The 24,379-nt window shown below is 44.6% G+C and carries 24 protein-coding genes; 21 read left to right on the top strand and 3 right to left on the bottom strand.

Features of this window, described 5'->3' with window-relative positions; genetic code table 11:
• Positions 1 to 15: 15 nt before the first annotated feature.
• On the bottom strand, positions 16 to 960 hold the full coding sequence (locus AC13DA_RS12145) for an AEC family transporter (RefSeq protein ID WP_284451960.1): 945 nt from the start codon (positions 958 to 960) through the stop codon (positions 16 to 18).
• A 93-nt stretch (positions 961 to 1,053) separates the two neighbouring features.
• Here AC13DA_RS12145 and mtgA point away from each other — a divergent pair, with 93 nt between their 5' ends.
• Positions 1,054 to 1,752, top strand: coding sequence for a monofunctional biosynthetic peptidoglycan transglycosylase (gene mtgA, locus AC13DA_RS12140; RefSeq protein ID WP_284451959.1), 699 nt, complete (start codon positions 1,054 to 1,056; stop codon positions 1,750 to 1,752).
• A 50-nt stretch (positions 1,753 to 1,802) separates the two neighbouring features.
• Here mtgA and AC13DA_RS12135 read toward each other — a convergent pair whose 3' ends face one another.
• The gene (locus AC13DA_RS12135; RefSeq protein ID WP_284451958.1) at positions 1,803 to 2,354 is read right to left on the bottom strand and encodes a hypothetical protein; all 552 of its coding nucleotides are present in this window, start codon (positions 2,352 to 2,354) and stop codon (positions 1,803 to 1,805) included.
• A gap of 175 nt (positions 2,355 to 2,529) precedes the next feature.
• On the opposite strand from AC13DA_RS12135, the gene AC13DA_RS12130 reads away from it, so the two are divergent.
• From AC13DA_RS12130 to AC13DA_RS12035, 20 genes are all read left to right on the top strand, one after another.
• A complete protein-coding gene (locus AC13DA_RS12130; RefSeq protein ID WP_284451957.1) occupies positions 2,530 to 3,669 on the top strand; it encodes a porin in 1,140 nt (379 codons plus the stop codon).
• 39 nt (positions 3,670 to 3,708) lie between these two features.
• Positions 3,709 to 4,932, top strand: a complete 1,224-nt coding sequence (gene fmdA, locus AC13DA_RS12125; RefSeq protein ID WP_273181560.1) for a formamidase — start codon at positions 3,709 to 3,711, stop codon at positions 4,930 to 4,932.
• A gap of 20 nt (positions 4,933 to 4,952) precedes the next feature.
• Positions 4,953 to 5,303 carry an FmdB family zinc ribbon protein gene (locus AC13DA_RS12120; protein ID WP_007145306.1) on the top strand — a complete coding sequence of 117 codons (351 nt, stop codon included), beginning with the start codon at positions 4,953 to 4,955 and terminating at the stop codon, positions 5,301 to 5,303.
• 36 nt (positions 5,304 to 5,339) lie between these two features.
• Positions 5,340 to 6,593, top strand: coding sequence for an urea ABC transporter substrate-binding protein (gene urtA, locus AC13DA_RS12115; RefSeq protein ID WP_007145305.1), 1,254 nt, complete (start codon positions 5,340 to 5,342; stop codon positions 6,591 to 6,593).
• A 94-nt stretch (positions 6,594 to 6,687) separates the two neighbouring features.
• Positions 6,688 to 7,611, top strand: coding sequence for an urea ABC transporter permease subunit UrtB (gene urtB, locus AC13DA_RS12110; RefSeq protein WP_007145304.1), 924 nt, complete (start codon positions 6,688 to 6,690; stop codon positions 7,609 to 7,611).
• An 18-nt stretch (positions 7,612 to 7,629) separates the two neighbouring features.
• Positions 7,630 to 8,784, top strand: coding sequence for an urea ABC transporter permease subunit UrtC (gene urtC / locus AC13DA_RS12105; RefSeq protein WP_007145303.1), 1,155 nt, complete (start codon positions 7,630 to 7,632; stop codon positions 8,782 to 8,784).
• Positions 8,784 to 9,530: an urea ABC transporter ATP-binding protein UrtD gene (gene urtD, locus AC13DA_RS12100; protein ID WP_007145302.1), complete on the top strand. Its 747-nt coding sequence runs from the start codon at positions 8,784 to 8,786 to the stop codon at positions 9,528 to 9,530. Before urtC ends, urtD begins: the two co-directional genes overlap by 1 nt.
• A gap of 21 nt (positions 9,531 to 9,551) precedes the next feature.
• Complete coding sequence (urtE, locus tag AC13DA_RS12095; protein WP_007145301.1) at positions 9,552 to 10,241, top strand: urea ABC transporter ATP-binding subunit UrtE; 690 nt, start codon at positions 9,552 to 9,554, stop codon at positions 10,239 to 10,241.
• An 83-nt stretch (positions 10,242 to 10,324) separates the two neighbouring features.
• The gene (locus AC13DA_RS12090; RefSeq protein ID WP_284451956.1) at positions 10,325 to 11,185 is read left to right on the top strand and encodes an urease accessory protein UreD; all 861 of its coding nucleotides are present in this window, start codon (positions 10,325 to 10,327) and stop codon (positions 11,183 to 11,185) included.
• Positions 11,186 to 11,206: 21 nt separating this feature from the next.
• A complete protein-coding gene (locus AC13DA_RS12085; RefSeq protein ID WP_284451955.1) occupies positions 11,207 to 11,509 on the top strand; it encodes an urease subunit gamma in 303 nt (100 codons plus the stop codon).
• Positions 11,510 to 11,518: 9 nt separating this feature from the next.
• Positions 11,519 to 11,827, top strand: coding sequence for an urease subunit beta (locus AC13DA_RS12080; protein WP_284451954.1), 309 nt, complete (start codon positions 11,519 to 11,521; stop codon positions 11,825 to 11,827).
• A complete protein-coding gene (gene ureC / locus AC13DA_RS12075) occupies positions 11,824 to 13,542 on the top strand; it encodes an urease subunit alpha (protein WP_007145297.1) in 1,719 nt (572 codons plus the stop codon). Before AC13DA_RS12080 ends, ureC begins: the two co-directional genes overlap by 4 nt.
• Before the next feature lie 9 nt (positions 13,543 to 13,551).
• Positions 13,552 to 14,043, top strand: coding sequence for an urease accessory protein UreE (gene ureE, locus AC13DA_RS12070; protein WP_284451953.1), 492 nt, complete (start codon positions 13,552 to 13,554; stop codon positions 14,041 to 14,043).
• A 2-nt stretch (positions 14,044 to 14,045) separates the two neighbouring features.
• Positions 14,046 to 14,729, top strand: a complete 684-nt coding sequence (locus AC13DA_RS12065; RefSeq protein ID WP_284451952.1) for an urease accessory protein UreF — start codon at positions 14,046 to 14,048, stop codon at positions 14,727 to 14,729.
• Positions 14,730 to 14,741: 12 nt separating this feature from the next.
• Positions 14,742 to 15,350 (top strand): urease accessory protein UreG, encoded by a 609-nt coding sequence (gene ureG, locus AC13DA_RS12060; RefSeq protein WP_007145294.1) that lies wholly within the window; start codon positions 14,742 to 14,744, stop codon positions 15,348 to 15,350.
• 21 nt (positions 15,351 to 15,371) lie between these two features.
• Positions 15,372 to 15,941 carry a HupE/UreJ family protein gene (locus tag AC13DA_RS12055; RefSeq protein ID WP_284451951.1) on the top strand — a complete coding sequence of 190 codons (570 nt, stop codon included), beginning with the start codon at positions 15,372 to 15,374 and terminating at the stop codon, positions 15,939 to 15,941.
• 181 nt (positions 15,942 to 16,122) lie between these two features.
• Positions 16,123 to 19,536, top strand: a complete 3,414-nt coding sequence (locus tag AC13DA_RS12050; protein WP_007145292.1) for a hybrid sensor histidine kinase/response regulator — start codon at positions 16,123 to 16,125, stop codon at positions 19,534 to 19,536.
• Positions 19,529 to 20,470, top strand: a complete 942-nt coding sequence (locus AC13DA_RS12045; protein WP_007145291.1) for a response regulator transcription factor — start codon at positions 19,529 to 19,531, stop codon at positions 20,468 to 20,470. The genes AC13DA_RS12050 and AC13DA_RS12045 overlap by 8 nt, the downstream gene beginning before the upstream one ends.
• Positions 20,471 to 20,700: 230 nt before the next feature.
• Positions 20,701 to 21,777 (top strand): NAD(P)-dependent alcohol dehydrogenase, encoded by a 1,077-nt coding sequence (locus tag AC13DA_RS12040; RefSeq protein WP_284451950.1) that lies wholly within the window; start codon positions 20,701 to 20,703, stop codon positions 21,775 to 21,777.
• Between the two features lie 85 nt (positions 21,778 to 21,862).
• On the top strand, positions 21,863 to 22,642 hold the full coding sequence (locus AC13DA_RS12035) for an RMD1 family protein (protein WP_007145289.1): 780 nt from the start codon (positions 21,863 to 21,865) through the stop codon (positions 22,640 to 22,642).
• 44 nt (positions 22,643 to 22,686) lie between these two features.
• Here AC13DA_RS12035 and AC13DA_RS12030 read toward each other — a convergent pair whose 3' ends face one another.
• The gene (locus tag AC13DA_RS12030; protein WP_284451949.1) at positions 22,687 to 24,303 is read right to left on the bottom strand and encodes a methyl-accepting chemotaxis protein; all 1,617 of its coding nucleotides are present in this window, start codon (positions 24,301 to 24,303) and stop codon (positions 22,687 to 22,689) included.
• Positions 24,304 to 24,379: the final 76 nt, after the last annotated feature.

The raw sequence follows: 24,379 nt of genomic DNA, 5'->3' as shown, positions 1-24,379 counted from the left end.
ACGCCTAATGTGATTTCATAGCATATTTAATAAAACTGTCAGTGTCAGTAATGAAATAACGGTGGAGAACATGATGGTCTGTGCTGTGATAAAGGCATCCCGTTGGTAAAATTCGGCAAGCATAAAAGGGCCGGTGCCTGTCGGTAATGCGGCTAGTAAGACGGCCATCATCGCTAAGGTTTTATCCATATCAAATACCCAGAACGCCAATACGGCGACAAGAAGTGGTTGGATGGCGAGTTTTGTAAAAGTTAATACCCAAGCGACACGTTTCTCGTTGTCACTATTATTTGGCATTGCACTGCGACTACTTGCCAGAAACAAACCTAAGCTTACCAATGCACATGGGCTAGCAGAGTCAGACAAAAGATGGAGAAATGTTTCAACACTGTCGGGAATGGTCAAACCTGACGCAGCGACTATTACACCAGCGATGGGGGAAACAACTAATGGGTTACGAAATACGGCAGATAACACACTTTTTATCCGTAAGTGTAGCGCTTTCTCAGCCTGTAAACCGGTTTCGATTAACATGATGGCGATAGAAAATAAGATACAAACCACAATAATGGACGCAATCGTTGTGGGTACCTGACTGGATGCACCGAACACCAAAAATAATAAAGGAAAACCAACATAGCCGGTATTGGAATAGGCTGCCGCTACGCCATCAACACTGGCATCCGCTAAATGTTTGCCTTGTGATAGTCGCCAGACAAGAATCAGTAAAAAGATTATGCCCGTACCTAATAAGTAAACATTGATAAAAGCAGGCAGAAATAAAGCCTGCCAGTGGCTATGTGCCATAATGTCGAACAACAAGGCAGGTAAGGCAAGCCAGACGACATAACGATTTAATTCACTGGCGGCAGTTGGGCCAAGTACACCGGTTTTTCTACTGATAAAACCCGCCGCAATCAGCCCGAAAATGGGCAACAAAATAGAAAGTGTATTTAGCATGGAATGTATAGCTTTGTATCGCAATGCTAAATAATATCAGGATGATCATAAGGTGCCTAATTAACCAGGCCAGAGGAAAAAGCAAAGGCAAATATGCTGAATAAAATCAGACGTTTTTTTATAAAGTTAATGCTCTATAGCATGTTGGGTTGGCTAGTGATAAGCCTGCTTATCGTTTTGCCGTTTCGTTGGTTAAACCCACCGGTCAGTATGGTGATGGTGGAACGCTGGCTGACACATGAAGATTATACGATTCATCAAAGCTGGCTGAGCTGGGAGCAAATTCCCAAAAAAGTGGCGCTTGCGGTGATTACCTCTGAAGATCAGCGTTTTCCTCTGCATCAGGGCTTTGACGTTGATGCCATTATGAAGGCACTTAACGAAGCTGAGGATGGCGGACGGTTACGTGGTGCCAGCACCATTAGTCAGCAGGTCGCTAAAAATATGTTCCTGTGGACAGGTAGAAGCTGGATAAGGAAAGGTTTGGAAGTCTGGTTTACTTCTTTAATCGAACTGACCTGGGGCAAGCAACGTATTCTGGAAGTGTATTTGAATATTGCCGAGTGGGGAAAGGGTGTTTTTGGTATTGAAGCCGCCAGTGAATATCACTTTGCCAAACAGGCTTCACAACTGACGGATATGCAAGCCGCACTGTTGGCATCAACCCTGCCTAGTCCGTTGAAATATGATCCGGCAAGACCCGCCCAACATCTTATTGACCGGGCGCGCTGGAACTTGGCACAGCAACGTAAATTAGGTGGTACTAACTGGTTAGCCCCAATATCAGAATAAAAAAACCGCCAGTACTAGAAGGTGTACTGGCGGTACCGAGGACGAGAGAGTTATTTAAGCCAGACTTTCCAGCCTTTCTCTGCCATACACTCAATAAAGCCAACGGTAACCTGGCTAAAATTACCGTTGATTGGGTGCTCTTTACTTAAACCATCTTTGCAGACTTGACCTTCTGCGAGTAATTGATCAGGACCTGCACCCGCTTTCCACCATGAGCTGACACCGACCGGTTGGAGTGGATCAGCAGGCAGAGGTGCAGGCTCAATTTCAGTGTCTGTTGTCTTTTCAGCTATAAATTGGTCGGGTGAACTTTTGGTATAGCTACCATGAATCACAGCTTTATTGGCCGGGCTCCCGGTTTTAGCGGCCTCTTCATTAGCCTTATTATCTAAATCTAAAACGATCCAGCCATTCTCTTTTAAGCATTTTTTTGTTTGTGCCTCTGTATTTGTACTGGCAGCACACACATTTTTTTCTTGCTGAAAATCACGGACGGATGCGCCGCGTTTATAACTAAACTCTCCACATGCGGAGAGCGATAGACTCAAAATGCCTATCGTGGTGATGGCAAGCGTCTTATTAAATTTTCGTTTTTGAAACATCCGTCTTTCCTTGATGACTCTTTAACATGGCTACAGATTACCTGAACAAGTCAGATCTGTTTCTACGCAATTTCACGTATTCAAGCTTCTGACCCAGCTCACTAGTATTGCTCCTGACGCGAACAGCACGTTTGCGACTTTTTCTTTTCTTGGATGGCTAACAGGGGCAATTAGAATGAAAATGAAACTCAACTCTCTCACCTATGCAGTGGCGCTCGCCAGTTCTGCAATGATGGCACCTACAGTGTCACAAGCAGCTGGCACGATCACGTTTGGTGAAGATCAATATGTCAGCGTTGGTTTTGGCATGCGTGGCAGTTTTAGCAGTGTAGAAGACGCAGCAAACGATGGTGGCAGCAGTAAAGATTTTGATTTAGACAGTGCTCGTCTTTATGTATCAGGTTCATTAAACAAATACATCAAAGGTATTTTTAATACTGAAAAGTCTGGTGGGAATGACACTTTCCAGATTATTGATGCGGCCGGCATTTTTCAGTTTACCCCTGATATGGCCATTTGGGCGGGTCGTTTCTTATCGCCAAGCAGTCGCGCCAATATGGCGGGACCTTATTACACATTAGGTGGTGGGTACTGGCAAAGCATTGCAGCACGCTATGGTTATAACGGTGGCACGATTGGCCGTGATGATGGTGTCGCTTTAGTAGCTACAGCATTTGACCAACGTTTGGCGTATTCATTTGGTGCTTTTGAAGCAGATAAAATCTTTGAGTTGAGTAGTGGTGTTGCTGACGTAACAAATAACGCTGACCAAAGTGATGAATTGATGTATGCCGGACGTTTGCAATATAGCTTCTGGGATAAAGAACCAGGTTACTACGGTACAGGTAACTACCTGGGACAAAAAGATATTTTCACCATTGGTATTTTTGGACGTAGTAAAGAAGACGGTGCAGCTTCTGCGACTGATGTAGGCGATTACAGTCAATACGGTGCTGATTTGTTAATTGAGAAAAAACTGGCAACTGGTGCGGTGTCTTTTGAAGCGGCTTATTACGACTATGACACTGATGATGTATTCGAATCTGAACAAGGTGAAGCTTACGCCGTAGGCGCTGGTTATATCTTCAACGAAAAAGTTGGCTGGGGCCAATTCCAACCTTTCATCCGTTACCAAAATTTTGATGCGGATGACAATACTGAAACTGAACGCACTGATTATGGTGTGGCCTACATCATTGATGGCTACAACGCGCAAGTATCAGCCAGATACTCTGATCAAGATGTTGATAGTCCTATTGCCGCTAATGACAAAAGCACGGATATCTTCGCCGTTGAATTACAACTTCAATTCTAACTTCAGAACCAAATTGTAAAACCCTAACGGGAGAAAAAAATGAAAACGATAGTAAAACTCGATTTAGATAAAAAACCTTGGGAGCAGGACGGTCAAATCCATAACCGTTGGCACCCAGATATACCCATGATCGCGATGGTCAAGCCCGGTGATGAATTCCGTGTTGAATGTATGGACTGGACCGGTGGCCAAATTGGTAACAATGACAGTGCCAACGATATCCGCGATGTCGATTTAACCCAGGTTCACTATTTAAGTGGTCCGATTGGTGTTGAAGGGGCTGAGCCTGGTGATTTAATGGTGGTAGACATTCTGGATGTCGGCACGTTTGAAGATCAGCAATGGGGTTTTAACGGTTTATTTGCTAAAGAAAACGGCGGTGGTTTCTTAACTGATCACTTCCCTGATGCAAGTAAGTCTATTTGGGATTTCCACGGTATTTACACCACATCACGTCATATTCCAAACGTGCAGTTTGCCGGTATTATGCATCCTGGTTTGATTGGTTGCTTACCATCAAAAGAAATGCTGGAAGAATGGAATCAGCGTGAAGCCGATTTGATTGCAACAGATCCTGACCGTGTACCGATGTTAGCTTGCCCACCTGAAGAAAAATCAGCCGTTATGGGCAGAATGAAAGGTGATGAAGCAGTTGCTGCAGCTAAAACAGGTGCTCGTACTGTGCCACCTCGTGAACACGGTGGTAACTGTGACATTAAAAACCTGACCAAAGGGTCTCGTATTTATTTCCCTGTCTATGTGAAAGACGGTGGCCTTTCTATGGGTGACCTTCACTTCTCTCAAGGTGATGGCGAGATCACATTCTGTGGTGCGATTGAGATGGCAGGTTACTTAGATATCCGCGTCAACTTAATCAAAGGCGGCGTTAAGAAATACGGTATCAAAAACCCACTGTTCAAACCAAGTGTGGTTGAACCTAAATACCGTGATTACCTGATTTTTGAAGGTATCTCAGTTGATGAACAAGGTAAACAACATTACCTCGACGTTAACGTGGCATACAAACAAGCGTGTTTGAACGCCATTGAGTACATGAAGAAATTTGGTTACAGCGGTCAGCAGGCCGTATCCATTCTCGGTACCGCACCGGTTGAAGGTCATATCAGCGGCATCGTTGATGTACCAAATGCTTGTGCGACCTTGTGGTTACCCACTGAGATATTTGATTTCGACATCATGCCTAATCCAGACGGTCCTTTAGAACTGGTTACCCCAGGTATTGATACAGCGAAAACATCTTAATTGATTAGAGGAAGAGTGCGATGCCTATTTACGACTACCGATGTGAGCAATGTGGCGAATTTTCGGCCTTACGCAAAATGAGTGAATCCAGCTTGCCCTGCACGTGTGAAAACTGTGGAGAGCCTGCAGCACGCATTATTTCAGCGCCCAATCTGGCTCTGATGGACAGTGGCAGAAAAAAAGCGTTTGAGCGTAATGAAAAATCGGCACATGCCCCGAGACAAGCACGCCGTTCCAGCTGTGGTTGTTCAGGCTCGCACACTTGCTCGACATCGCAAAAAGACACTTCATCTTCTAACGAAAATAAACAAGGAAACGGCCTATTGATGCAAACAAAGAAAACCGCACGACCTTGGATGCTCGGTCACTGAGTAACCAAACATTGTTTTAAAACTGGAGATTAATCAATGAAACATTTTAGTCGAAGAAAATTCTTAGGTAAAACAGGCGCTTTACTCGGCGCAATGATAGCGGCAGGCTTCATTAGCACATCAGCGATGGCTGAAGATTACCCGACAGCGGCGGTGAACACGACCGGTCTGGCTGTGACTGATGACACCGTTAAAGTGGGCATTTTGCACTCATTGACAGGCACGATGGCTATCAGTGAAACCGGTGCTCAAGAAGCTGAAAAACTGGCGATTAAACAAATCAATGAATCAGGCGGTATTTTAGGTCGTCAAATTGAAATCATCCAGGAAGATGGTGCGAGTGACTGGCCTACATTTGCTGAGAAATCACGTAAATTATTAGTGAACGATCACGTTGCTGCCGTATTTGGTTGCTGGACTTCTGCTTCACGTAAAGCGGCATTACCTGTATTCGAACAGCAAAATGGTCTGCTTTACTACCCAACGTTCTACGAAGGTCTGGAACAATCACATAATGTCATTTACACCGGTCAGGAAGCGACTCAACAAATCTTAGCTGGTTTGGATTGGGTAGCGAAAGAAAAAGGTGCAAAAACGTATTATCTGATTGGCTCTGATTACATCTGGCCACGTACATCAATGAAAATTGCCCGTAAACATATCGAAAATGTCTTAGGTGGCAAAGTCGTTGGTGAAGAGTACAAACCATTAGGTGACACACAGTTCGGTTCGGTTATTAACAAAATCCGTCTGAAAAAACCTGACGTTATTTTCGCGGCTGTTGTCGGTGGTTCTAACGTTGCTTGGTTCAAACAGTTAAATGCTGCCGGTATCACTGGTGATAAACAAACACTGTTAACTATCTCTGTTACTGAAGACGAAGTCTTAGGTATCGGTGGTGAAAACCTGGTCGGTTTCTATTCAGTTATGAAATATTTCCAAAGTCTGGATAACGACAATAACAAAGCCTTCGTTAAAGCCTTTAAAGAAATGCATGGCGATGACAGCGTTATTGGTGACGTGACTCAAGCGGCTTACCTTGGTCCTTGGTTATGGAAAGCGGCTGTTGAAAAAGCAGGTAGCTTTGATGTCGATAAAGTAGTTGCTGCTTCAGAAGAAGGCGATATTGAGTTAACAACGGCACCTGAAGGTTATGTGAAGCTTCATCCTAACCATCATCTGTGGAGCTACACTCGCGTAGCTGAATGGCAAAAAGATGGTCAAGCGAAAGTGATTTACCAATCACCTGAGCTGATTGAACCAAACCCATTCCCAGAAGGTTACCAATAGACCGCAGTATCAAGATGGGCAGGCTGCATTCGCAGCTTGCCCTCTCTTAAACACGTTTCAATCACTCTTTTCAGATCACCTTCGGAGTAGCGTTATGGGCGATTATTCAATACAAGAATTGACATCAATTCTGGCCATGCAAGGGTTTGCTGGTTTGAGTTTATTCAGTGTTCTACTTTTAATGGCACTGGGCCTTGCAATTATTTTCGGGCAGATGGGCGTCATTAACATGGCCCATGGCGAGTTTATGGCAGTAGGGGCTTATACGACCTACATATTGTCAGTCATGACAGAAAAATACTTTCCTGATTTTCTGAGTTATTACTTTATTTTTGCCATCGTCGCATCGTTTTTTGTGGCAGGCATTATTGGCTACTTTGTTGAGTGGCTGCTTATCAGGCATCTATATAAACGTCCTCTTGACACCCTGCTGGCGACATGGGGATTAAGTCTGATTATGCAACAGATTTTCCGGTCTCTGTTTGGCGCACGTGAAGTCAGCCCAACGCTGCCAGATTGGCTAATGGGTTCATATATGCCAACAGACACTATCTTCATACCGATTAACGGTATGTTTGTACTGGGTTTAACCGCGTTAGTGACCTTTGGCGTCTTTATCCTGATGTACCGCTCAACCTGGGGACTCAATGTACGTGCCACCACACAAAACCGTGTAATGAGTGGTGCAGTAGGTATTAATACCAAAAAAGTGGACCGTATGACCTTTGCGCTTGGTTGTGGCATTGCCGGTGTAGCTGGTGCGGCATTTACCACTATTGCATCAACAGGTCCAACGACCGGTTCTCTCTATATTGTTGACACCTTTATGGTGGTGGTTTTCGGTGGTGCTGCAAGTTTATTCGGCACGATAGCTTCAGCTTTCAGTATTGCCCAGGCGCAATCGATTCTGGAGTTCTTTATCAGTGGTTCTATGGCAAAAGTGCTGACATTACTGACGATCGTTATCATTCTGATGATTCGTCCAGAAGGTCTGTTTGCCAATAAAGTTCGTAAATAAGCAGTAGGAGATAACCATATGAATTTTGTCTATGACAGATTATTGGGTGGCAGAAACGGCGCCATCGGTATTGGCATCCTTGCGCTGCTTATTCTGATTGTATTGCCGCTGGCACTGGATATTTTCCGCCTTAACCTGGTGGGGAAATACCTGACTTACGCCTTTGCCGCGGTCAGTCTGGTTTTACTTTGGGGATACGGCGGCATTCTGAGTTTAGGGCAAGGGGTATTTTTTGGCCTCGGTGGCTACGCGATGGCGATGTTTTTGAAACTGGAAGCATCGGATCCGGAAAGTACCGCTATTCAATCTACACCGGGCATTCCTGACTTTATGGATTGGAATCAGTTAACTGAATTACCCTGGTTCTGGGTGCCGTTTGAACACTTATGGGTGGCGATTCTGGCGATTTTTGTGGTGCCAGCAGCGTTTGCCTACCTTATCGGGGTGTCGATGTTTAAACGTCGGGTAAGTGGGGTTTACTTTGCCATCATTACCCAGGTTGTCGCTTTGATTTTGACTATTTTGATTGTCGGTCAACAAGGTTACACCGGTGGTATCAATGGTATTACTGACCTGAAAACCTTAAATGGCTGGAGTATTCGTCCAGATTCAGCGAAGTACGTCTTGTATTTCGTCAATGCCGTCTTATTACTGGCAGTAATCTGTGTCAGCCGCTTTGTACTGACCAGTAAATTTGGTCGACTGCTACTGGCGATGAAAGATAAAGAAGATCGTGTTCGCTTCTCTGGTTATGACGTAGCCAGCTTTAAAATCTTTATCTTCTGTCTGGCCGCGGTGATTTCAGCTATTGGTGGCGCTATGTTTACTTTGCAGGTTGGCTTTATGTCACCGTCATTTGTCGGCATCGTACCTTCAATTGAAATGGTTATCTTTGCTGCGGTGGGTGGACGTATGTCACTTATCGGTGTGGTGTATGGCACCTTATTAGTGAATGCTGGGAAAACAGCCTTTTCAGAATCGTTTCCTGAAGTCTGGTTATTCTTGATGGGTGGTTTATTTATCGCTGTGGTGATGTTCTTCCCGAATGGATTAGCCGGTATTTATGACAAATACGTCAGAACGCTGCCTTTCATGCAACGTCTGTTGGGCGAGAAAAAAGCAGAGTCTGATAGTAAAACTGAAGCGAAAGCTGAATTAGAAGGAGCCAAATAATGGGTACTGAAACTGATTTCCTGTTGGCAATTGAAGATTTGACCGTCTCATTTGATGGCTTCAAGGCAGTGGACTCTTTGAATCTGTATATCGATAAAAATGAGCTGCGTGTGGTTATCGGCCCAAACGGGGCCGGCAAAACGACCTTACTGGATTTGATTTGCGGTAAAACCAAAGCCAGCTCAGGCTCGATCAAGTTTAAAAATACAGAGCTTACTAAACTGTCAGAGCACGCAATTGTTCGTACCGGTGTAGGACGTAAGTTTCAGACACCATCGATTTACGAAACATTAACGGTTTACGAAAATCTGGAGGTGTCTTATCCGGAAGGGCGGGGCGTGTTTGGTAGCTTGTTCTTCAAAGCTGACGAAAAGGTGAAAGAAACTGTATTAAGAATAGCGGAAGAGATTCAGTTATTAGATGAACTGGATACGGAAGCAGCTGTGTTGAGTCATGGTCAGAAACAATGGTTAGAAATAGGTATGTTACTGATGCAAGACCCAGAGCTATTAATGCTCGATGAGCCTGTAGCCGGTATGAGCGCGAAGGAACGCGACGAAACAGCAGAATTGTTGAATCGTATCTGCAAAAACCGTTCAGTGATTGTGATTGAGCATGATATGGAGTTTGTGAAAAAGATTGCTCACAAAGTCACCGTATTACATCAAGGCAAGATTCTGGCTGAAGGCGCTATGGATAAAGTGCAGTCAGACGAGAAAGTCGTTGAAGTTTACTTAGGCCATTAAGCGAATAGCGAGGAAATTGATATGTTTGAAGTAGAAAACTTAAAAGTCAGCTATGGCCAGAGTGAAGTGATTCATGAAATCAGCTTTTCAGCGAATAAAAATGAAACACTGGCCATTATGGGCCGTAACGGGATGGGTAAAACCACACTGTTCAAATCCTTAATGGGGATATTGCCAAGTTCGGCGACTAAGGTTGAATTAGAAGGCACTGATTTAGATGGCATGGATAGCTATAAACGTGTTGCCAGTGGCTTAGCTTATGTACCGCAGGGACGGATGATTTTTCCCAATCTGACCGTGCAGGAAAATATTGAAACTGGCTTACAGGTCAGTAAACAGAAAAAAATTCCGGAAGATATTTTTTCCTTATTCCCTGTGTTACATGAGATGCGTCATCGTAAAGGCGGTAACTTGTCTGGTGGTCAACAGCAACAGCTGGCAATTGCCCGAGCCCTGGTGACCAATCCCAAAGTGTTGCTTTTGGATGAACCAACCGAAGGTATTCAGCCTTCTATCATTAAAGATATTGCAAAAGTGTTGAACGAAATCCGTGAAATGCGTGAGATAACGATTGTGGTATCAGAGCAGGTATTAAGCTTCACGATGGATATTGCCGATCGGATTATGGTGATCGAAAAAGGCAATTTGATTCATGAAGATCTGCGTGAAAATGTGGATGCAGCCAAAATCAAACAATACCTGACAGTGTAAAAATAACAACATCCTCTTTGATTTTATGCAAAGAGGATGTTTTAGTCATGCTATCTTTACGGCATGAAAACAGGACAGAATGCGTGACCCAATTGATAGACAGAACGCAACTTAATACCGTAATGACGGGCTGGGATGCCCGTCTTCAGTTAGGTTTTATCGAACGTGACGGTAAAACAATTCTGGCAAAAAAGGCTCATTCAGGGCCGTTAACGATTCAAAAATGTTTATATCCGGAAGGCCCGACTCCCGCACATGTTCTGGTGATTCATCCACCGGGTGGTGTGGCAGGTGGAGACCGTTTAGCACTGGACTTTAGTTTGGCAAAAGCGGCCAAAAGCTTTATCACCACACCGGGTGCCACCAAATGGTATAAGTCGGCAGGTCGCGAGGCCAGTCAAACACTGCATATAGAACAGGCGGATCACAGTCTTCTTGAATGGTTTCCACAAGAAAATATTGTGTTTGATGGGGCTGATGTCACCTTAAAGACACAGGTAAAATTAAGCCAATACGCTCATTTCGCCGGCTGGGATATCAGTTGCCTCGGTCGGCAAGCCAGTGGCGAACAGTGGCAGCAGGGCCGCTATAAACAAGTGTTAGAAATATCGCGTGAACAACGGTTGTTGTGGCAGGAAACCGCGGTGTTTAAACCGGATAGCCATGTTGTCACTGCGCTGGCCGGGCTGAGAGGGTTTCCAGTATTTGGTAGCTTTGTGGTTACCGCGGGTGAAGTACCCGATGCTGTCATTGAACAATGTCGACAAATTACAGTGAATTCTGATGCCCAATACGGCGTTTCTGCCTTACCAGAAGTGTTTACGGCACGTTATATCGGTAGCTGTGCACAAGAAGCACGTCAGTATTTTGAAAGACTATGGGCTTGTCTGCGCCCATGGTATGCAAATTCACAAGCAATACGCCCACGCATCTGGGCAACCTGAATATTTTATAGGACCTGTGACATGGATTTAACGCCAAGAGAAAAAGATAAATTACTGATTTTTACCGCGGCATTATTAGCTGAACGCCGTAAAGATCGTGGTGTGAAATTAAACTACCCGGAAGCCGTGGCCTATATCACCGCTGCCATTATGGAAGGTGCCAGAGACGGTCGCAGTGTGAGTGACTTGATGAGTTATGGCACGACCTTACTGACCCGTGAAGATGTGATGGATGGCATTGCCGAAATGGTCACTGAAATTCAGGTGGAAGCCACGTTTCCAGATGGCACCAAGTTAATTACTGTTCACGACCCGATAGTGTGAGGTGACAAAATGATTCCAGGTGAAATGCGTTTTGCAAATGGTGATATCGAGCTGAATGTTCAGCGGGAGACCAAATTAATTGACGTCTCCAATTCGGGTGACCGTCCTGTTCAGGTGGGCTCGCATTACCACTTTTATGAGGTAAACGAGGCTTTACTGTTTGATCGTGAGCAGGCCTATGGTTTTCGTTTAAATATTGCTGCGGGCACCGCTGTCCGGTTTGAACCGGGGCAAATGCGTAGCGTCGAGCTGGTGGAACTGGCGGGGGCACAAACGGTGTATGGTTTTGCTGGCAAAGTGATGGGGGCCTTGTCATGAGTCTTAAAATTTCACGTCAGGCCTATGCAGAAATGTTTGGTCCCACTGTCGGTGACAGAGTTCGTCTGGCAGACACCGAACTGTGGATCGAAGTCGAAAAAGATCTCACCACTTACGGGGAAGAAGTCAAATTCGGTGGTGGCAAAGTGATTCGCGATGGCATGGGCCAATCACAACTGCCTGCAGCAGAGGTCGCGGATACCGTCATCACTAACGCACTGATTATTGATGCAGTCACCGGCATTATCAAAGCCGATGTAGGACTTAAAGATGGCCATATCTGGCAAATAGGCAAAGCCGGTAATCCAGATATTCAACCTAACGTGACTATTCCTATTGGTGCCGGTACCGAGATTATTGCTGGTGAAGGCATGATTCTCACTGCCGGTGGCATTGATAGTCATATTCATTGGATTTGCCCACAGCAAATCGAGGAGGCGCTAACCTCAGGTGTGACCACCATGCTGGGCGGTGGAACCGGGCCCGCTACCGGCACCTTTGCCACTACCTGTACGCCAGGTCCCTGGCATATTCATCGTATGCTGGAAGCGGCTGAAGCGTTTCCTATGAACATGGGCTTTTTTGGCAAAGGCAATGTGTCTTTGCCTGAACCTGCTCGTGAACAAGTTGAAGCAGGTGTCATTGGTCTGAAATTACATGAGGACTGGGGTACGACGCCGGCAGCGATTGATAACTGTTTAAGTGTGGCAGAGGAAATGGATATTCAGGTGGCGATTCATACCGATACCTTAAATGAATCGGGCTTTGTTGAAACGACCTTAGCTGCATTTAAAAACCGGACCATTCATACTTTCCATACAGAAGGGGCCGGTGGTGGTCATGCGCCTGATATTATCAAAGCCATCAGTTCACAAAATGTCTTGCCGTCATCAACTAATCCGACCCGACCGTTTACTGTGAATACGCTGGATGAACATCTGGATATGCTGATGGTGTGTCATCACCTTGATCCGGCTATTGCTGAGGATGTGGCTTTTGCGGAATCACGGATTCGCCGTGAAACCATTGCCGCTGAGGATATCCTGCATGACACTGGTGCCTTTGCGATGATGTCATCCGATTCACAGGCGATGGGACGCGTGGGTGAAGTAATTATGCGCACTTGGCAAACGGCTCACAAAATGAAAGTGCAACGTGGGACTTTGCCGGAAGATACCAAAGATGGCGCGGACAATACCGATAACTTTCGGGTGAAACGGTATATTGCTAAATACACTATTAACCCAGCGATAACTCATGGCATTTCACATATTGTGGGTTCAATCGAGCCAGGGAAATTTGCTGATTTGGTGTTATGGCGACCGGCGTTTTTTGGCGTTAAACCGTCATTAATCTTAAAAGGGGGCAGCATTGCTTCAGCAGCGATGGGAGATCCTAATGCCTCAATCCCAACACCGCAGCCCGTGCATTATCGTCCGATGTTTGCCAGCTTTGGTAAGGGGCTTAAAAGCTCATTAACCTTTGTATCGCAAGCGGCTATGGATAATCCGGAAGTTAAAAATCTGAACTTATCCAAGCCACTTGTCGCTGTGAAAAACTGCCGGCAGGTAACGAAAAAAGATATGGTATTAAACGATGCAACACCGGATATTAGCGTCGATCCTGAAACTTATCAGGTGCTGGCAGATGGCGAATTATTGATTTGCGATCCGGCCACAGAGTTGCCGATGGCACAACGCTATTTTCTTTTTTAGAGTAAGAGCATGCTTGAAATACATACAAAATTAACAGACAACAACATCAGCGACTTTGATGACAAAGTCTCGATGAGTTTTGATTTACGTCAAAAAAGTCGAATCCGGGTCAAGCTGGCATCAGGTCGGGAAGCGGCTATTTTTATGACCAGAGGCGAAATCTTACGTGGTGGTGATGTGCTGCAAGCACAGGATGGTTCTATCATTCAGGTGCAAGCTGCTGATCAGCAAGTGATGATTGTCACAACCCATTCTGCTCATGCCCTGATGCGGGCGGCTTATCATTTGGGTAATCGTCACGTACCGCTGGAAATTGGCGACGGCTGGTTAAAGCTGGAAGCCGATTATGTATTAAAAGATATGTTGTTGGGATTGCATGTTAATGTGGAAGAAACCCAAGCACCGTTTGAACCTGAAGCCGGTGCCTATGGCGGTGGTCATCACCATCATCATGATGATCACGACCACGATCACGAACATTCACATCACCACCATCATTAATTATGAGCACCACGGCAGCATTTTCCCGATTATTACAACTGGCCAGTCCAGCATTACCTATCGGTGCCTATAGCTATTCTCAAGGGTTTGAATGGGCGATCGAGTCGGGTGATGTCACAGATAAAACATCGGCACAGCGTTGGATTAGCGATGTGTTGCTGACCTATTATGCACACTTCGAATTGCCTGTGATTAAACGTTTGTTTATGGCCTGGCAGAGCATGGATGAAATGGCCATAAACCATTGGGATAGTTATTATAAAGCGGGTAGGGATAGTGCTGAAACCTGGCTTGAATCGAGACAGATGGGCTATTCCTTATTACGTCTGCAACAGGATTTAGATGCCTGGCCACAAGCGATGTTAGATGTTGTCGCTTCAATTGATGAGCCAAGTTTCCCTACGGTGTATGCGGCTACGGCAGTGAACTGGCAGATAAGCTTGCATGAAATGCTGCATGTTTATGCCTGGTCATGGATAGAAAATCAGGTCAGTGCAGCGATGAAAGCGATTCCTTTAGGCCAGGTGGCAGGGCAGCAAATTCTGGTTGCTGTCAGCGAACAAATAACGATAGTCATAGAGCAGGCCATGCAATGTGCTGATGATGATATCAGTAACTTCTGTCCGGCTCTGAGTATCGCCAGTTGCCGACATGAAACACAATATTCAAGATTATTCCGTTCTTAAAGTGAGGTATGAATGAAAGAACCATTACGGGTAGGTATTGGCGGGCCGGTTGGCTCAGGCAAAACGGCATTAACCCTGGCCTTATGTAAGCGTTTGCGTGATACCTATAATATTGCCGTTGTTACCAACGATATTTATACCAAAGAAGATGCTCAGTTTCTGACCCGAAATGAAGCCCTGTCTGCCGACCGAATTATTGGTGTGGAAACCGGTGGTTGTCCACATACCGCGATTCGTGAAGATGCATCGATGAATCTGGAAGCGGTGGCACAGCTCAGTAAACGTTTCGAGCCATTGGATATCGTGTTTATAGAGAGTGGTGGCGATAATCTGGCAGCGACTTTCAGCCCGGAGCTTTCAGATTTGACCTTATACGTGATTGACGTATCGGCCGGTGAAAAAATACCGCGTAAGGGGGGGCCGGGCATCACCAAATCTGATTTGCTCATTATTAACAAAACAGATCTGGCACCTTTAGTCGGTGCATCATTAGAAGTGATGGATGAGGACGCGAAACGTATGCGTGGTGAGCGACCTTTCTTTTTTACCAATCTAAAAGATGAACAAGGTCTGGATGAGATTATCTTGTTTATTGAAAAACAAGGCTTAATGCTGCACTAACTAAATGACGAGGAATTGATTATGAAAAAAAGCCTTTTGATATTCATGACATTGATGGGATTGCCACTGTCTGCGATGGCACATCCAGGACATGATGCAGTGGGATTTATGAGTGGTGTTTTACATCCGCTGACAGGGCTTGATCACTTATTAGTGATGTTGGCTATTGGTTTCTGGGCAGCGCGGGCACCGACACAGAATCGCTTTCAGATACCAGCGTTATTTATTAGTTTTCTGCTTGTAGGCCTGACAATGGGCGCCTTTATGGGACAGTCCAATATAGTTGAGATGGGCATTGCCGTTAGTGTCATCGCTATGGGCGTTGTGTTGCTATTGAGTGCCAAAATCAATGTTGTCTGGCAGATTGCCTTAACCAGCGTATTTGGATTGATGCATGGTTTTGTTCATGGTCAAGAACTCATTCTGGCGAATAATGGTTTGCAGGCGATCATCGGATTAGTACTGACAACGTCAGTCTTATTGTTTATTGGCTTTGTTCTGGGTAACCAGAAAGATAGCGTGGGACGTTGTCTGCAAAGCCTGTTAGTATCCGTGCTAACGGTAGCAGGAGCATTTTTCCTTATCGCATAAAGTCCTTGCTGGTCAGTATATAAAAAATGTCCTGAGTCTGATCAGGACATTTTTTTATACGTAGAATTACGTAGATAAAATCACTAAGAGCATCAGTTAAGATGTTGAATCGTTTGTTGTACCAAGTTGCTGTTTGTTTAACGGACAGGCAAAAGCATCTTCCCAACGTCAGGATAAGAATTTGACACCGAATGATGCCATAACTCCTTCTTCTGAAAGTGAAGCACCACAACGTATTGTCAAAATACGTCGGGATTACAATACCTGGGTTGCCAATGAAACACTGGAAGACTACGCCTTAAGATTTACGCCAAATTCATTTAGAAAATGGCCGATTTTTCGTGTCTCCAATACCGCTTTGGGCGCAATATCGTTTCTGGTTTTAGAAGCTATAGGCGGCACCATCGCCGTCAACTACGGATTTACCAATGCCTTTTGGGCGATCTTAACCGTTAGCTTAATTATCTTTTTAACTAGCCTGCCGATTAGCCACTATGCCGCTAAATACGGTCTTGATATGGATTTGCTAACGCGTGGTGCAGGCTTTGGTTATATTGGATCGACGATTTCTTCGTTTGTCTATGCCACGTTCACCTTTATATTGTTTGCGCTCGAAGCGGTGATCATGGCGTATGCGCTGAGTTTATATTTCACCATACCGCTCTATGTCAGTTATCTCATTTGTGCTGTGGTGGTGATCCCATTAGTCACACATGGGGTGACCTTAATCAGTCGTATTCAGATGCTGACCCAGCCCTTGTGGCTGTTTATGATGATATTGCCATTGGTGTTTATCTTTATTAAACAACCCGATGCGTTTAGCGGTCTGATTAATTTTGCCGGTGAATCCGGCTATGACAGTGACTTTAATATCTATATGTTTGGCACGGCTGTGGCGATTGCTATGGCATTAATCCCACAAGTTGGTGAGCAAGTCGACTTCTTACGTTTTATGCCAGAACGTACCAGTAAAAATAATCTGAAATGGCATTTGGGCGTACTAATGGCCGGTCCTGGCTGGATTTCCATGGGCATGGCAAAAATGTTCATCGGCGCATTATTGGCTTATCTGGCATTAATGGCGGGGATGAGCATTGAGCAAGCCATCAATCCAACCCATATGTATTACGTGGGCTTTAGTTATGTTTTCTCTAATCCGGATGTGCTGCTGGCCGTTACCGTGTTTTTTGTGGTGCTGTCACAAATTAAAATCAATATCACTAATGCCTATGCTGGCTCATTAGCCTGGTCCAATTTTTTTGCACGGTTAACCCATAGTCATCCCGGTCGTGTGGTGTGGTTATTATTTAATGTATTGATTGCCACCATGCTGATGTTGCTGGATGTATTCCAGGCGCTGGAACAGATTTTGGGCTTGTATTCGAATATTGCCATTTCATGGATTACCGCCGTGGTGGCTGATCTGGTCATTAATAAACCGCTTGGATTAAGCCCGAAAGGTGTCGAGTTCCGTCGTGCTTATTTATATGACATCAATCCAGTAGGCGTTGGGGCGATGGGCATTGCCTCACTGCTTTCGGTAACCGCTTTTCTGGGTGTGTTTGGGCTGGAAGCGCAGGCGTTTTCTTCATTTATCGCCATGTTTACTGCCTTGGTTGCTTCACCATTGATTGCCTGGTTTACCAAGGGAAAATATTATCTCGCCCGACAACCTTTTAAATTTCACCCAAGCAAAACCAAAGAAACCTGCAGCATTTGTGGCCGTGATTATGAAATTCAGGACGTTGCTTATTGTCCTGCCTATCAAGGGCCGATTTGCTCCCTATGCTGCTGTCTGGATGCTCGCTGTAATGATGCTTGTAAACCGCATGGACGTTTGACGTCACAATGGGAAGCCATTATCAGTAAAGTGTTGCCAAAAGCCTTGTCAGGTAATATTCATAGTGGTGTCGGGCACTATTTATTATTGATGTCACTGACGGTACTGATCCTGGCCTCAATCTTCGGCTTGATCTACGTACATATCTCACTGACGGTCACTGAATATTCAGCGCATATCATGCCAGCAATACAGCTTGGTTTTATCAAAGCGTTTTCCGCCTTGGTATTAGTCAGTGGCATTATTGTGTGGTGGCTGGTGCTGACATCACAAAGCCGGAACGTGGCCCAGCAGGAATCGAATAATCAGAATAACTTATTACAGCGTGAGATTATTCTGCATAAACAAACGGACGCCGAGCTACAACAGGCACGCGTAGTGGCTGAGCAAGCCAACCAGGCAAAAAGTCGTTATATCACGGGTATCAGTCATGAGTTACGGACACCGCTGAACAGCATTTTGGGCTATGCCCAGTTACTTGATAATAATGCCGATATTGTCGACAGTAATAAACACGCTACAAAAGTGATTTTACGCAGTGGTGAGCATTTATTGTCATTGATTGAAGGCACACTTGATATTGCCCGTATTGAAAGTGGCAAGTTGCAGTTTGATATTAAATCCTTACGGTTTCCTGAATATATTCAACAGATTGTCAGCATGTTTGAAATTCAGGCGAAGAATAAAGGATTGTATTTTAACTACCATATCCCAGCGGATTTACCACCAGTGGTTCGTGCCGATCACAAACGTTTAAGCCAGATATTAATCAATATTATCGGTAATGCGGTGAAATATACCCGTGAGGGTGGTATTGATATCCGGTTTCGTTATGCCCGTGAATTCTTGTCGATTGAAGTGGCGGATACCGGGCCCGGTATTGACGAAAAAGATATTGAAAATATCTTCCAGCCCTTCGTCAGAGGGAATACAGCGACCGGTGTTGGCGGAACTGGCTTGGGACTGACGATTTGTAAACTACTTACCCAACTGATGGGCGGCGTGTTAGATCTGGAAAGTAAAGTGGGTGAGGGCACCACATTTTACATTCGTTTGTTTTTACCTTCTGTGCGTCTTGATGAAGCCTTGCCATCGCTGGCAATGCGTATGCCTGTAGGCTACAAGGGACGTCGACGTAAACTGCTCGTGGTCGATAATGAACCCATCGACAGAGAATTATTAATCAATGTGCTGGAACCTCTAGGCTTTGAAGTCAGAGAGGCAGCGTCAGGCCCAGAATGTTTACGTATTTATCCTGACTTCAAACCTGATATTATTTTCATGGATCTGGCGATGCCGGAAATGGATGGTTGGGAAACCTGTCATCTGATTCGAAACGTACATCAGTCTGATGTCCACATATGTATCATTTCTGCTAATGCCTTTGACCGAAATCTGGAAAACTCCTCCGGTATTTTACCGAGTGACTTTGTCCTCAAACCGGTTAATTTAATGGAGCTCATCAACTGGATTGGTGAACGATTGAACTTAGAGTGGATACAAGCAGAGGATGAACGGTCTGAGATAAAACAGGTCACAGACAGCCAACAACCACTGCCTGAAAAACAGGTGCTTGAATCCCTGCTTGAAATGCTGGATCTCGGCTATATCATGGGGCTAAAAGAAATCATTGATGAGCTTGATTCGCAAGGGACGGTGAGTAAATCGTTTATTAGTGAAATGCGTCGAATGGCAGAATCATTCCAACTGGAGAATATGAAACAATTTATCAAAGAGAAACTGCAAAATGACTGAGGCAAATCAACATGCTGTGGTGCTGGTCGTGGATGATGCGCCTGAAACATTAGCACTTTTACATGCTTCTCTTGTGGAGTCCGGTTATACCGTCCTGGTCGCCAATAACGGAAAAGATGCTATTCGAATCTGTAATGAGGCTTATCCGGATATTGTGTTACTTGATGCTGTGATGCCTGAACTTGGCGGATTCGATGTGTGTCGCCGATTAAAGCAGGACATCAACACACGCCATATTCCGGTGATTTTTATGACTGGTCTCACCGAGTCTGAAGATGTCGTCGCTGGGTTTTCTGCTGGTGGCATTGATTATGTCACCAAACCCTTAAGTCCCATTGAAGTCATTGCCCGGTTAAATACCCATCTGAAAAATTCAAGAATGATGAGTCATACCCAAGGGGCGCTTGATGCCTTTGGTCAGGCCGCTATTGCTGTGCTTCCCGGTACCGATAAAATTATCTGGCAAACGCCATTGGCCCGTGATCTGGTAGAAAAATATCTTAATGATAAAGAGGATGGGGGAACCCATGCTGAGCAATTACAGCAATGGATTCAACAATTAAGTGAAGGCGGTAAAAAACGTTTACGACCATTGATGATTAACCATCCAACAGGGCGGTTAATTTTTACCCCAGCCGATATTCGTAATGATGAGCAATGGCTTATCTTGTTACGCGAAGAATCAGAAGCCGCTCAGGTCGAAGCCTTAAAAGCCGTATTTAATCTGACCAAGCGTGAAGCTGAGGTATTACACTGGGTCATTTTAGGGAAAACCGATAAAAGTATTGGTGAGATTCTTGGTACCAGTCCCAGAACAGTGAATAAACATATGGAACATGTGTTTGTGAAGCTGGGCGTTGAGACCCGAACGGCTGCCGCCTCATTAGCTGTTACCAAGCTGCACACCTTAAGTGGTCATGCTAACGATACTTAAAAGCAAAACACGCAATACCGTCAGCTGGGATGTAACAGTGACCGGCGCCTTATAGACGTTTTCATTTTCCATGATCATACTTCCATCATACCGAGCAACAAAACAGGTATTTTTCTCTGCTTCAAATTAACTAAAGCTGACTTGATCCAGGTCATAACGCAATGTATTTCAAAATGTTACTGTATTAATGACTCAATAAACATAATGCAGCGAAGGCAAGGAGCGTTGATATGACGGGAATGATGAAAGCAGCCGCCTTTATTGAAAAAGGCCGTATTGAAATCGTTGAGAAACCGATTCCTGATATTGGTGATAACGACGTCTTGATTCGCATCACCACGACCACGATCTGCGGTACTGATGTTCACATTCTGAAAGGGGAATATCCCGTCGAGCAGGGGTTAACTATCGGCCATGAACCAGTGGGTATTATCGAAAAACTGGGCAAAAATGTGCAAGGCTATAAAGAAGGTCAGCGCGTTATTGCCGGGGCAATATGCCCGAGTTTTCATTCTTACGCCTGTCAGGACGGGTTGCCAGCTCAGGATGGCGGTTGCCATAGTCATGGTTATAAACCCATGGGTGGCTGGCGTTTTGGTAATACTATTGATGGCGCACAAGCTGAGTTTTTAGTGGTGCCGGATGCACAGGCCAATTTAGCACCCGTGCCCTATGGCTTAACTGATGAACAAGTTTTGATGTGCCCTGACATCATGTCGACAGGTTTTGCAGGGGCTGAATCTGCAAACATAAAAATTGGTGATATTGTGGCGGTATTTGCCCAAGGACCGATTGGTTTGTGTGCGACAGCAGGCGCGAGATTAAAAGGGGCCAGTTTGATAATCGCGATTGATGGTATTGATGAACGATTATCTTATGCCAGGCAGTTAGGAGCGGACATCACGCTGGACTACCGTAAAGTCGATATCATTTCAGAAATCATGAAAATTACGGGTGGGCGTGGTGTGGATGCAGTGATTGAAGCCCTGGGAACACAACAAACCTTTGAGTCAGCTTTACGCGTATTGAAACCGGGCGGGACATTGTCCAGTTTAGGTGTGTATTCAACCGATTTAACGATTCCACTTGATGCCTTTAGTGCGGGCCTGGGTGACCATAAAATCATCACCAGTTTATGTCCTGGGGGTAAAGAGCGTATGCGACGCCTGATGAGTGTGATTGAATCAAATCGGGTTAACCTAGAGGATATGGTGACGCACCGTTACAAACTGGATGATATCGTTGATGCTTATGACCTGTTTTCTCATCAGCGGGATGGGGTATTAAAAGTGGCGATAACAATGTGATTTTTCGTTAATTAATACACAGTTTTTACTATCCAAAACAAGCGTTTCAGCGTAGAGTACGCCTAACTTTTTTAGGGGTAGAGTGATGACGCAGTTTGCTACAACATTGATCGAGTCTTTAGCGATTGGTCGGTCATTTGTCTTACCGGATTTAGAGCAGTTTGTTAATGACAATTACCGCTGTATTCGTCTGCATGATGCAATGCAACTTGAGCTTGACTCCGGCGAAGCCTTTCTATTTGATTATGGTGTGGTGGTGTTTTGGGGCGTTACTGAAAACACCAAGCAATCCTTACTGACAAAAATTCAGACATTTGTTCTTGATTCAAAAATCATCCCCGACTTTGAGCAATATGCTTTTGATAGTCATACTGACACGATCAAAATGCATGCTGATAAAATCAGTTTTGCAAACGAAGACAGTATGGAACGCCTGGCCGTGTCACATGCACTCGCTCAGTCTGTCAAATTGGCTGAATTTGAACGACTGGCACAGGAAGTGATTCAAGCTCATGCTCATATTCCGGTCTCATTAGCCAAAACCGGTAAAGTGGCGATGAGTAGAAAAGCCATTGCCAAATCACGCGGGGTATTGTTTGGTGCACGTGGCGATATTCTATTGAACTATAGTTTATTGGATACGCCGGAATTTTTCTGGGATTATCCTGAGCTTGAACCCTTATATACTATGGTTTCACGCTATCTGGACGTGGTTGCCCGAATTAATGTGTTAAATAAAAAGCTGGAAAGCATTCATGAATTACTGGATATGCTGGCCAATGAGCAGAATCATAAACATTCATCGACCTTAGAGTGGATAATTATTATCCTGATCGCACTGGAAATCGTGCTGTTTTTACATTAAAAAAAAGAGCCAGATCGATAGCGATCTGACTCTTTAGAACGGGTCTATACTTTAAAACGTCCCATAAGATTCATCATATTTTCAGAGAAGTTGGTGATTTTTTTCGATATCTCATCACCAGTTTTTGAGACTTGTTGGGCTGATTCAGTTTGTTGATTCAAGCCATGCAGGTTTTTACTGATATCTTCAGCAACAGCAGTTTGTTCTTCTGTTGCTGCAGCCGTTTGAATTGCCATATCGTTAACTCGGCGAGATGATGCCCTGATCTCATCAAACACAGTTGACGCTTCCTGGAAGGTATTAGCTGTTTTATCAACATCCGTTTTACCCTGCGTAATGGCCGAAGAGGATTGGCTGACCGAGTTTTGCAACTGCGTAATAATCTGGCTGATATCGTCTGTGCTTTGCTGGGTTCTCGTTGCCAAAGAACGTACTTCATCAGCAACAACGGCAAAACCACGACCATGATCACCCGCGCGTGCAGCTTCAATGGCTGCATTCAATGCTAATAGATTCGTTTGCTCAGCAACTGAGCTAATGACTTCTAATACCGATAGAATACTGGTGGAGTTTTGTTCGAGTTGTTGAGAGCACTTGAGGACAATATCCATGTCTTTGATAAGCTCTGAAATACATTTATTCGATTCTTCAACAACATGTATGCCTTTTACAGCCAGTTGTGATGTTTGATCGGCTTCTGAGGCTGAGTTGGTCGCCACATTCGACATTTCTTTATTAGCCAGCGTCATTTCATGCACAGCACTGACAATCGACTCAGTAGATAAATTCAAGGTTTCATTAATACTTTTTGTTTTGTTAGACGAATCGGCCAATTGCACTGTGAGAGAGCTGAGTCCTTTGACGTTATCCAATGTGGTTTTGATTAAATCCTGTAACTTTTCAACAAAGCGGTTGAAGGATTGCGCCAACTCGCCAAACTCATCTTTTGAATTGACATCCAGGCGTGCAGTTAAATCGCCATCACCTGAGGCGATCATATCAATACGTTTGATGAGATCATTAATGTCAGAAGTGAGTTTTTTAGGGACGGTGTAACTGAAGTAAAGTGCCACAACAATGATAGCCAGCACCACGATGATGGTAACAGTCATACTTCGCTTCAAGTCACTCTTTAGCTCTTTATCCAGAGTATGAAATTTGTTGAGTAACACTTCACCTTTTTTATCAAGGATTGAACGCAGGTTCTGGAATGCTTCTTCTTCCTGCTGAGCTAATTCTTGTTGATTGGATGCTGTTGATTCGTTCACCATTTTTTCAGTGGCGATGTTCCAGTTTTTAAAGGCTTCTTCGAAGGCTTCCTTACCATTAGAAACATCAGGATAGATTTTTGTGTAATCTAAAAACTGTTCGTATCGTTGACGAGCTTGTTGAATATTATCCTGCCAGACTTTAGTTTCTACCGCTTTATCACCCCGATCGGTAAGAATATTAATTGAGGCGATTTTTGCTTGATGTAAGTCCCGGTCTGCATTAAGAATCTTCTCATTTGCAGGCATAAATAATTCAGTCTGTAATTCTATTGCGTGATTTTGTTTACTCATCATCCATAAAAACATGGCAATGACGACAACGATCGTTAACCCCATCACGACTACGGGTATGGAGCTTTTTGTTCTAATGCTTTGCAGGTTTATATTCATTTTTTTCTACCTAGTAACGACAGAGCCATACAAGATATCGGCGCGATTTAGTTGAGGTTTAATCAAAGTTAAAGAA

This window comes from Methylophaga sp. F-2, from assembly GCF_056859315.1.
This window is presented reverse-complemented; position numbering and strand designations above follow the sequence as displayed.

Coding starts and splice junctions, on each gene's coding strand:
- mtgA (WP_284451959.1), top strand. CDS start 1,054: ATGCTGAATAAAATCAGACGTTTTTTTATAAAGTTAATGCTCTATAGC.
- urtA (WP_007145305.1), top strand. CDS start 5,340: ATGAAACATTTTAGTCGAAGAAAATTCTTAGGTAAAACAGGCGCTTTA.
- ureG (WP_007145294.1), top strand. CDS start 14,742: ATGAAAGAACCATTACGGGTAGGTATTGGCGGGCCGGTTGGCTCAGGC.
- ureC (WP_007145297.1), top strand. CDS start 11,824: ATGAGTCTTAAAATTTCACGTCAGGCCTATGCAGAAATGTTTGGTCCC.
- AC13DA_RS12040 (WP_284451950.1), top strand. CDS start 20,701: ATGACGGGAATGATGAAAGCAGCCGCCTTTATTGAAAAAGGCCGTATT.
- fmdA (WP_273181560.1), top strand. CDS start 3,709: ATGAAAACGATAGTAAAACTCGATTTAGATAAAAAACCTTGGGAGCAG.
- AC13DA_RS12120 (WP_007145306.1), top strand. CDS start 4,953: ATGCCTATTTACGACTACCGATGTGAGCAATGTGGCGAATTTTCGGCC.
- AC13DA_RS12145 (WP_284451960.1), bottom strand. CDS start 960: ATGCTAAATACACTTTCTATTTTGTTGCCCATTTTCGGGCTGATTGCG.
- urtD (WP_007145302.1), top strand. CDS start 8,784: ATGGGTACTGAAACTGATTTCCTGTTGGCAATTGAAGATTTGACCGTC.
- urtB (WP_007145304.1), top strand. CDS start 6,688: ATGGGCGATTATTCAATACAAGAATTGACATCAATTCTGGCCATGCAA.
- AC13DA_RS12035 (WP_007145289.1), top strand. CDS start 21,863: ATGACGCAGTTTGCTACAACATTGATCGAGTCTTTAGCGATTGGTCGG.
- AC13DA_RS12135 (WP_284451958.1), bottom strand. CDS start 2,354: ATGTTTCAAAAACGAAAATTTAATAAGACGCTTGCCATCACCACGATA.
- AC13DA_RS12130 (WP_284451957.1), top strand. CDS start 2,530: ATGAAAATGAAACTCAACTCTCTCACCTATGCAGTGGCGCTCGCCAGT.
- AC13DA_RS12045 (WP_007145291.1), top strand. CDS start 19,529: ATGACTGAGGCAAATCAACATGCTGTGGTGCTGGTCGTGGATGATGCG.
- AC13DA_RS12055 (WP_284451951.1), top strand. CDS start 15,372: ATGAAAAAAAGCCTTTTGATATTCATGACATTGATGGGATTGCCACTG.
- urtC (WP_007145303.1), top strand. CDS start 7,630: ATGAATTTTGTCTATGACAGATTATTGGGTGGCAGAAACGGCGCCATC.
- AC13DA_RS12065 (WP_284451952.1), top strand. CDS start 14,046: ATGAGCACCACGGCAGCATTTTCCCGATTATTACAACTGGCCAGTCCA.
- urtE (WP_007145301.1), top strand. CDS start 9,552: ATGTTTGAAGTAGAAAACTTAAAAGTCAGCTATGGCCAGAGTGAAGTG.
- ureE (WP_284451953.1), top strand. CDS start 13,552: ATGCTTGAAATACATACAAAATTAACAGACAACAACATCAGCGACTTT.
- AC13DA_RS12030 (WP_284451949.1), bottom strand. CDS start 24,303: ATGAATATAAACCTGCAAAGCATTAGAACAAAAAGCTCCATACCCGTA.
- AC13DA_RS12085 (WP_284451955.1), top strand. CDS start 11,207: ATGGATTTAACGCCAAGAGAAAAAGATAAATTACTGATTTTTACCGCG.
- AC13DA_RS12080 (WP_284451954.1), top strand. CDS start 11,519: ATGATTCCAGGTGAAATGCGTTTTGCAAATGGTGATATCGAGCTGAAT.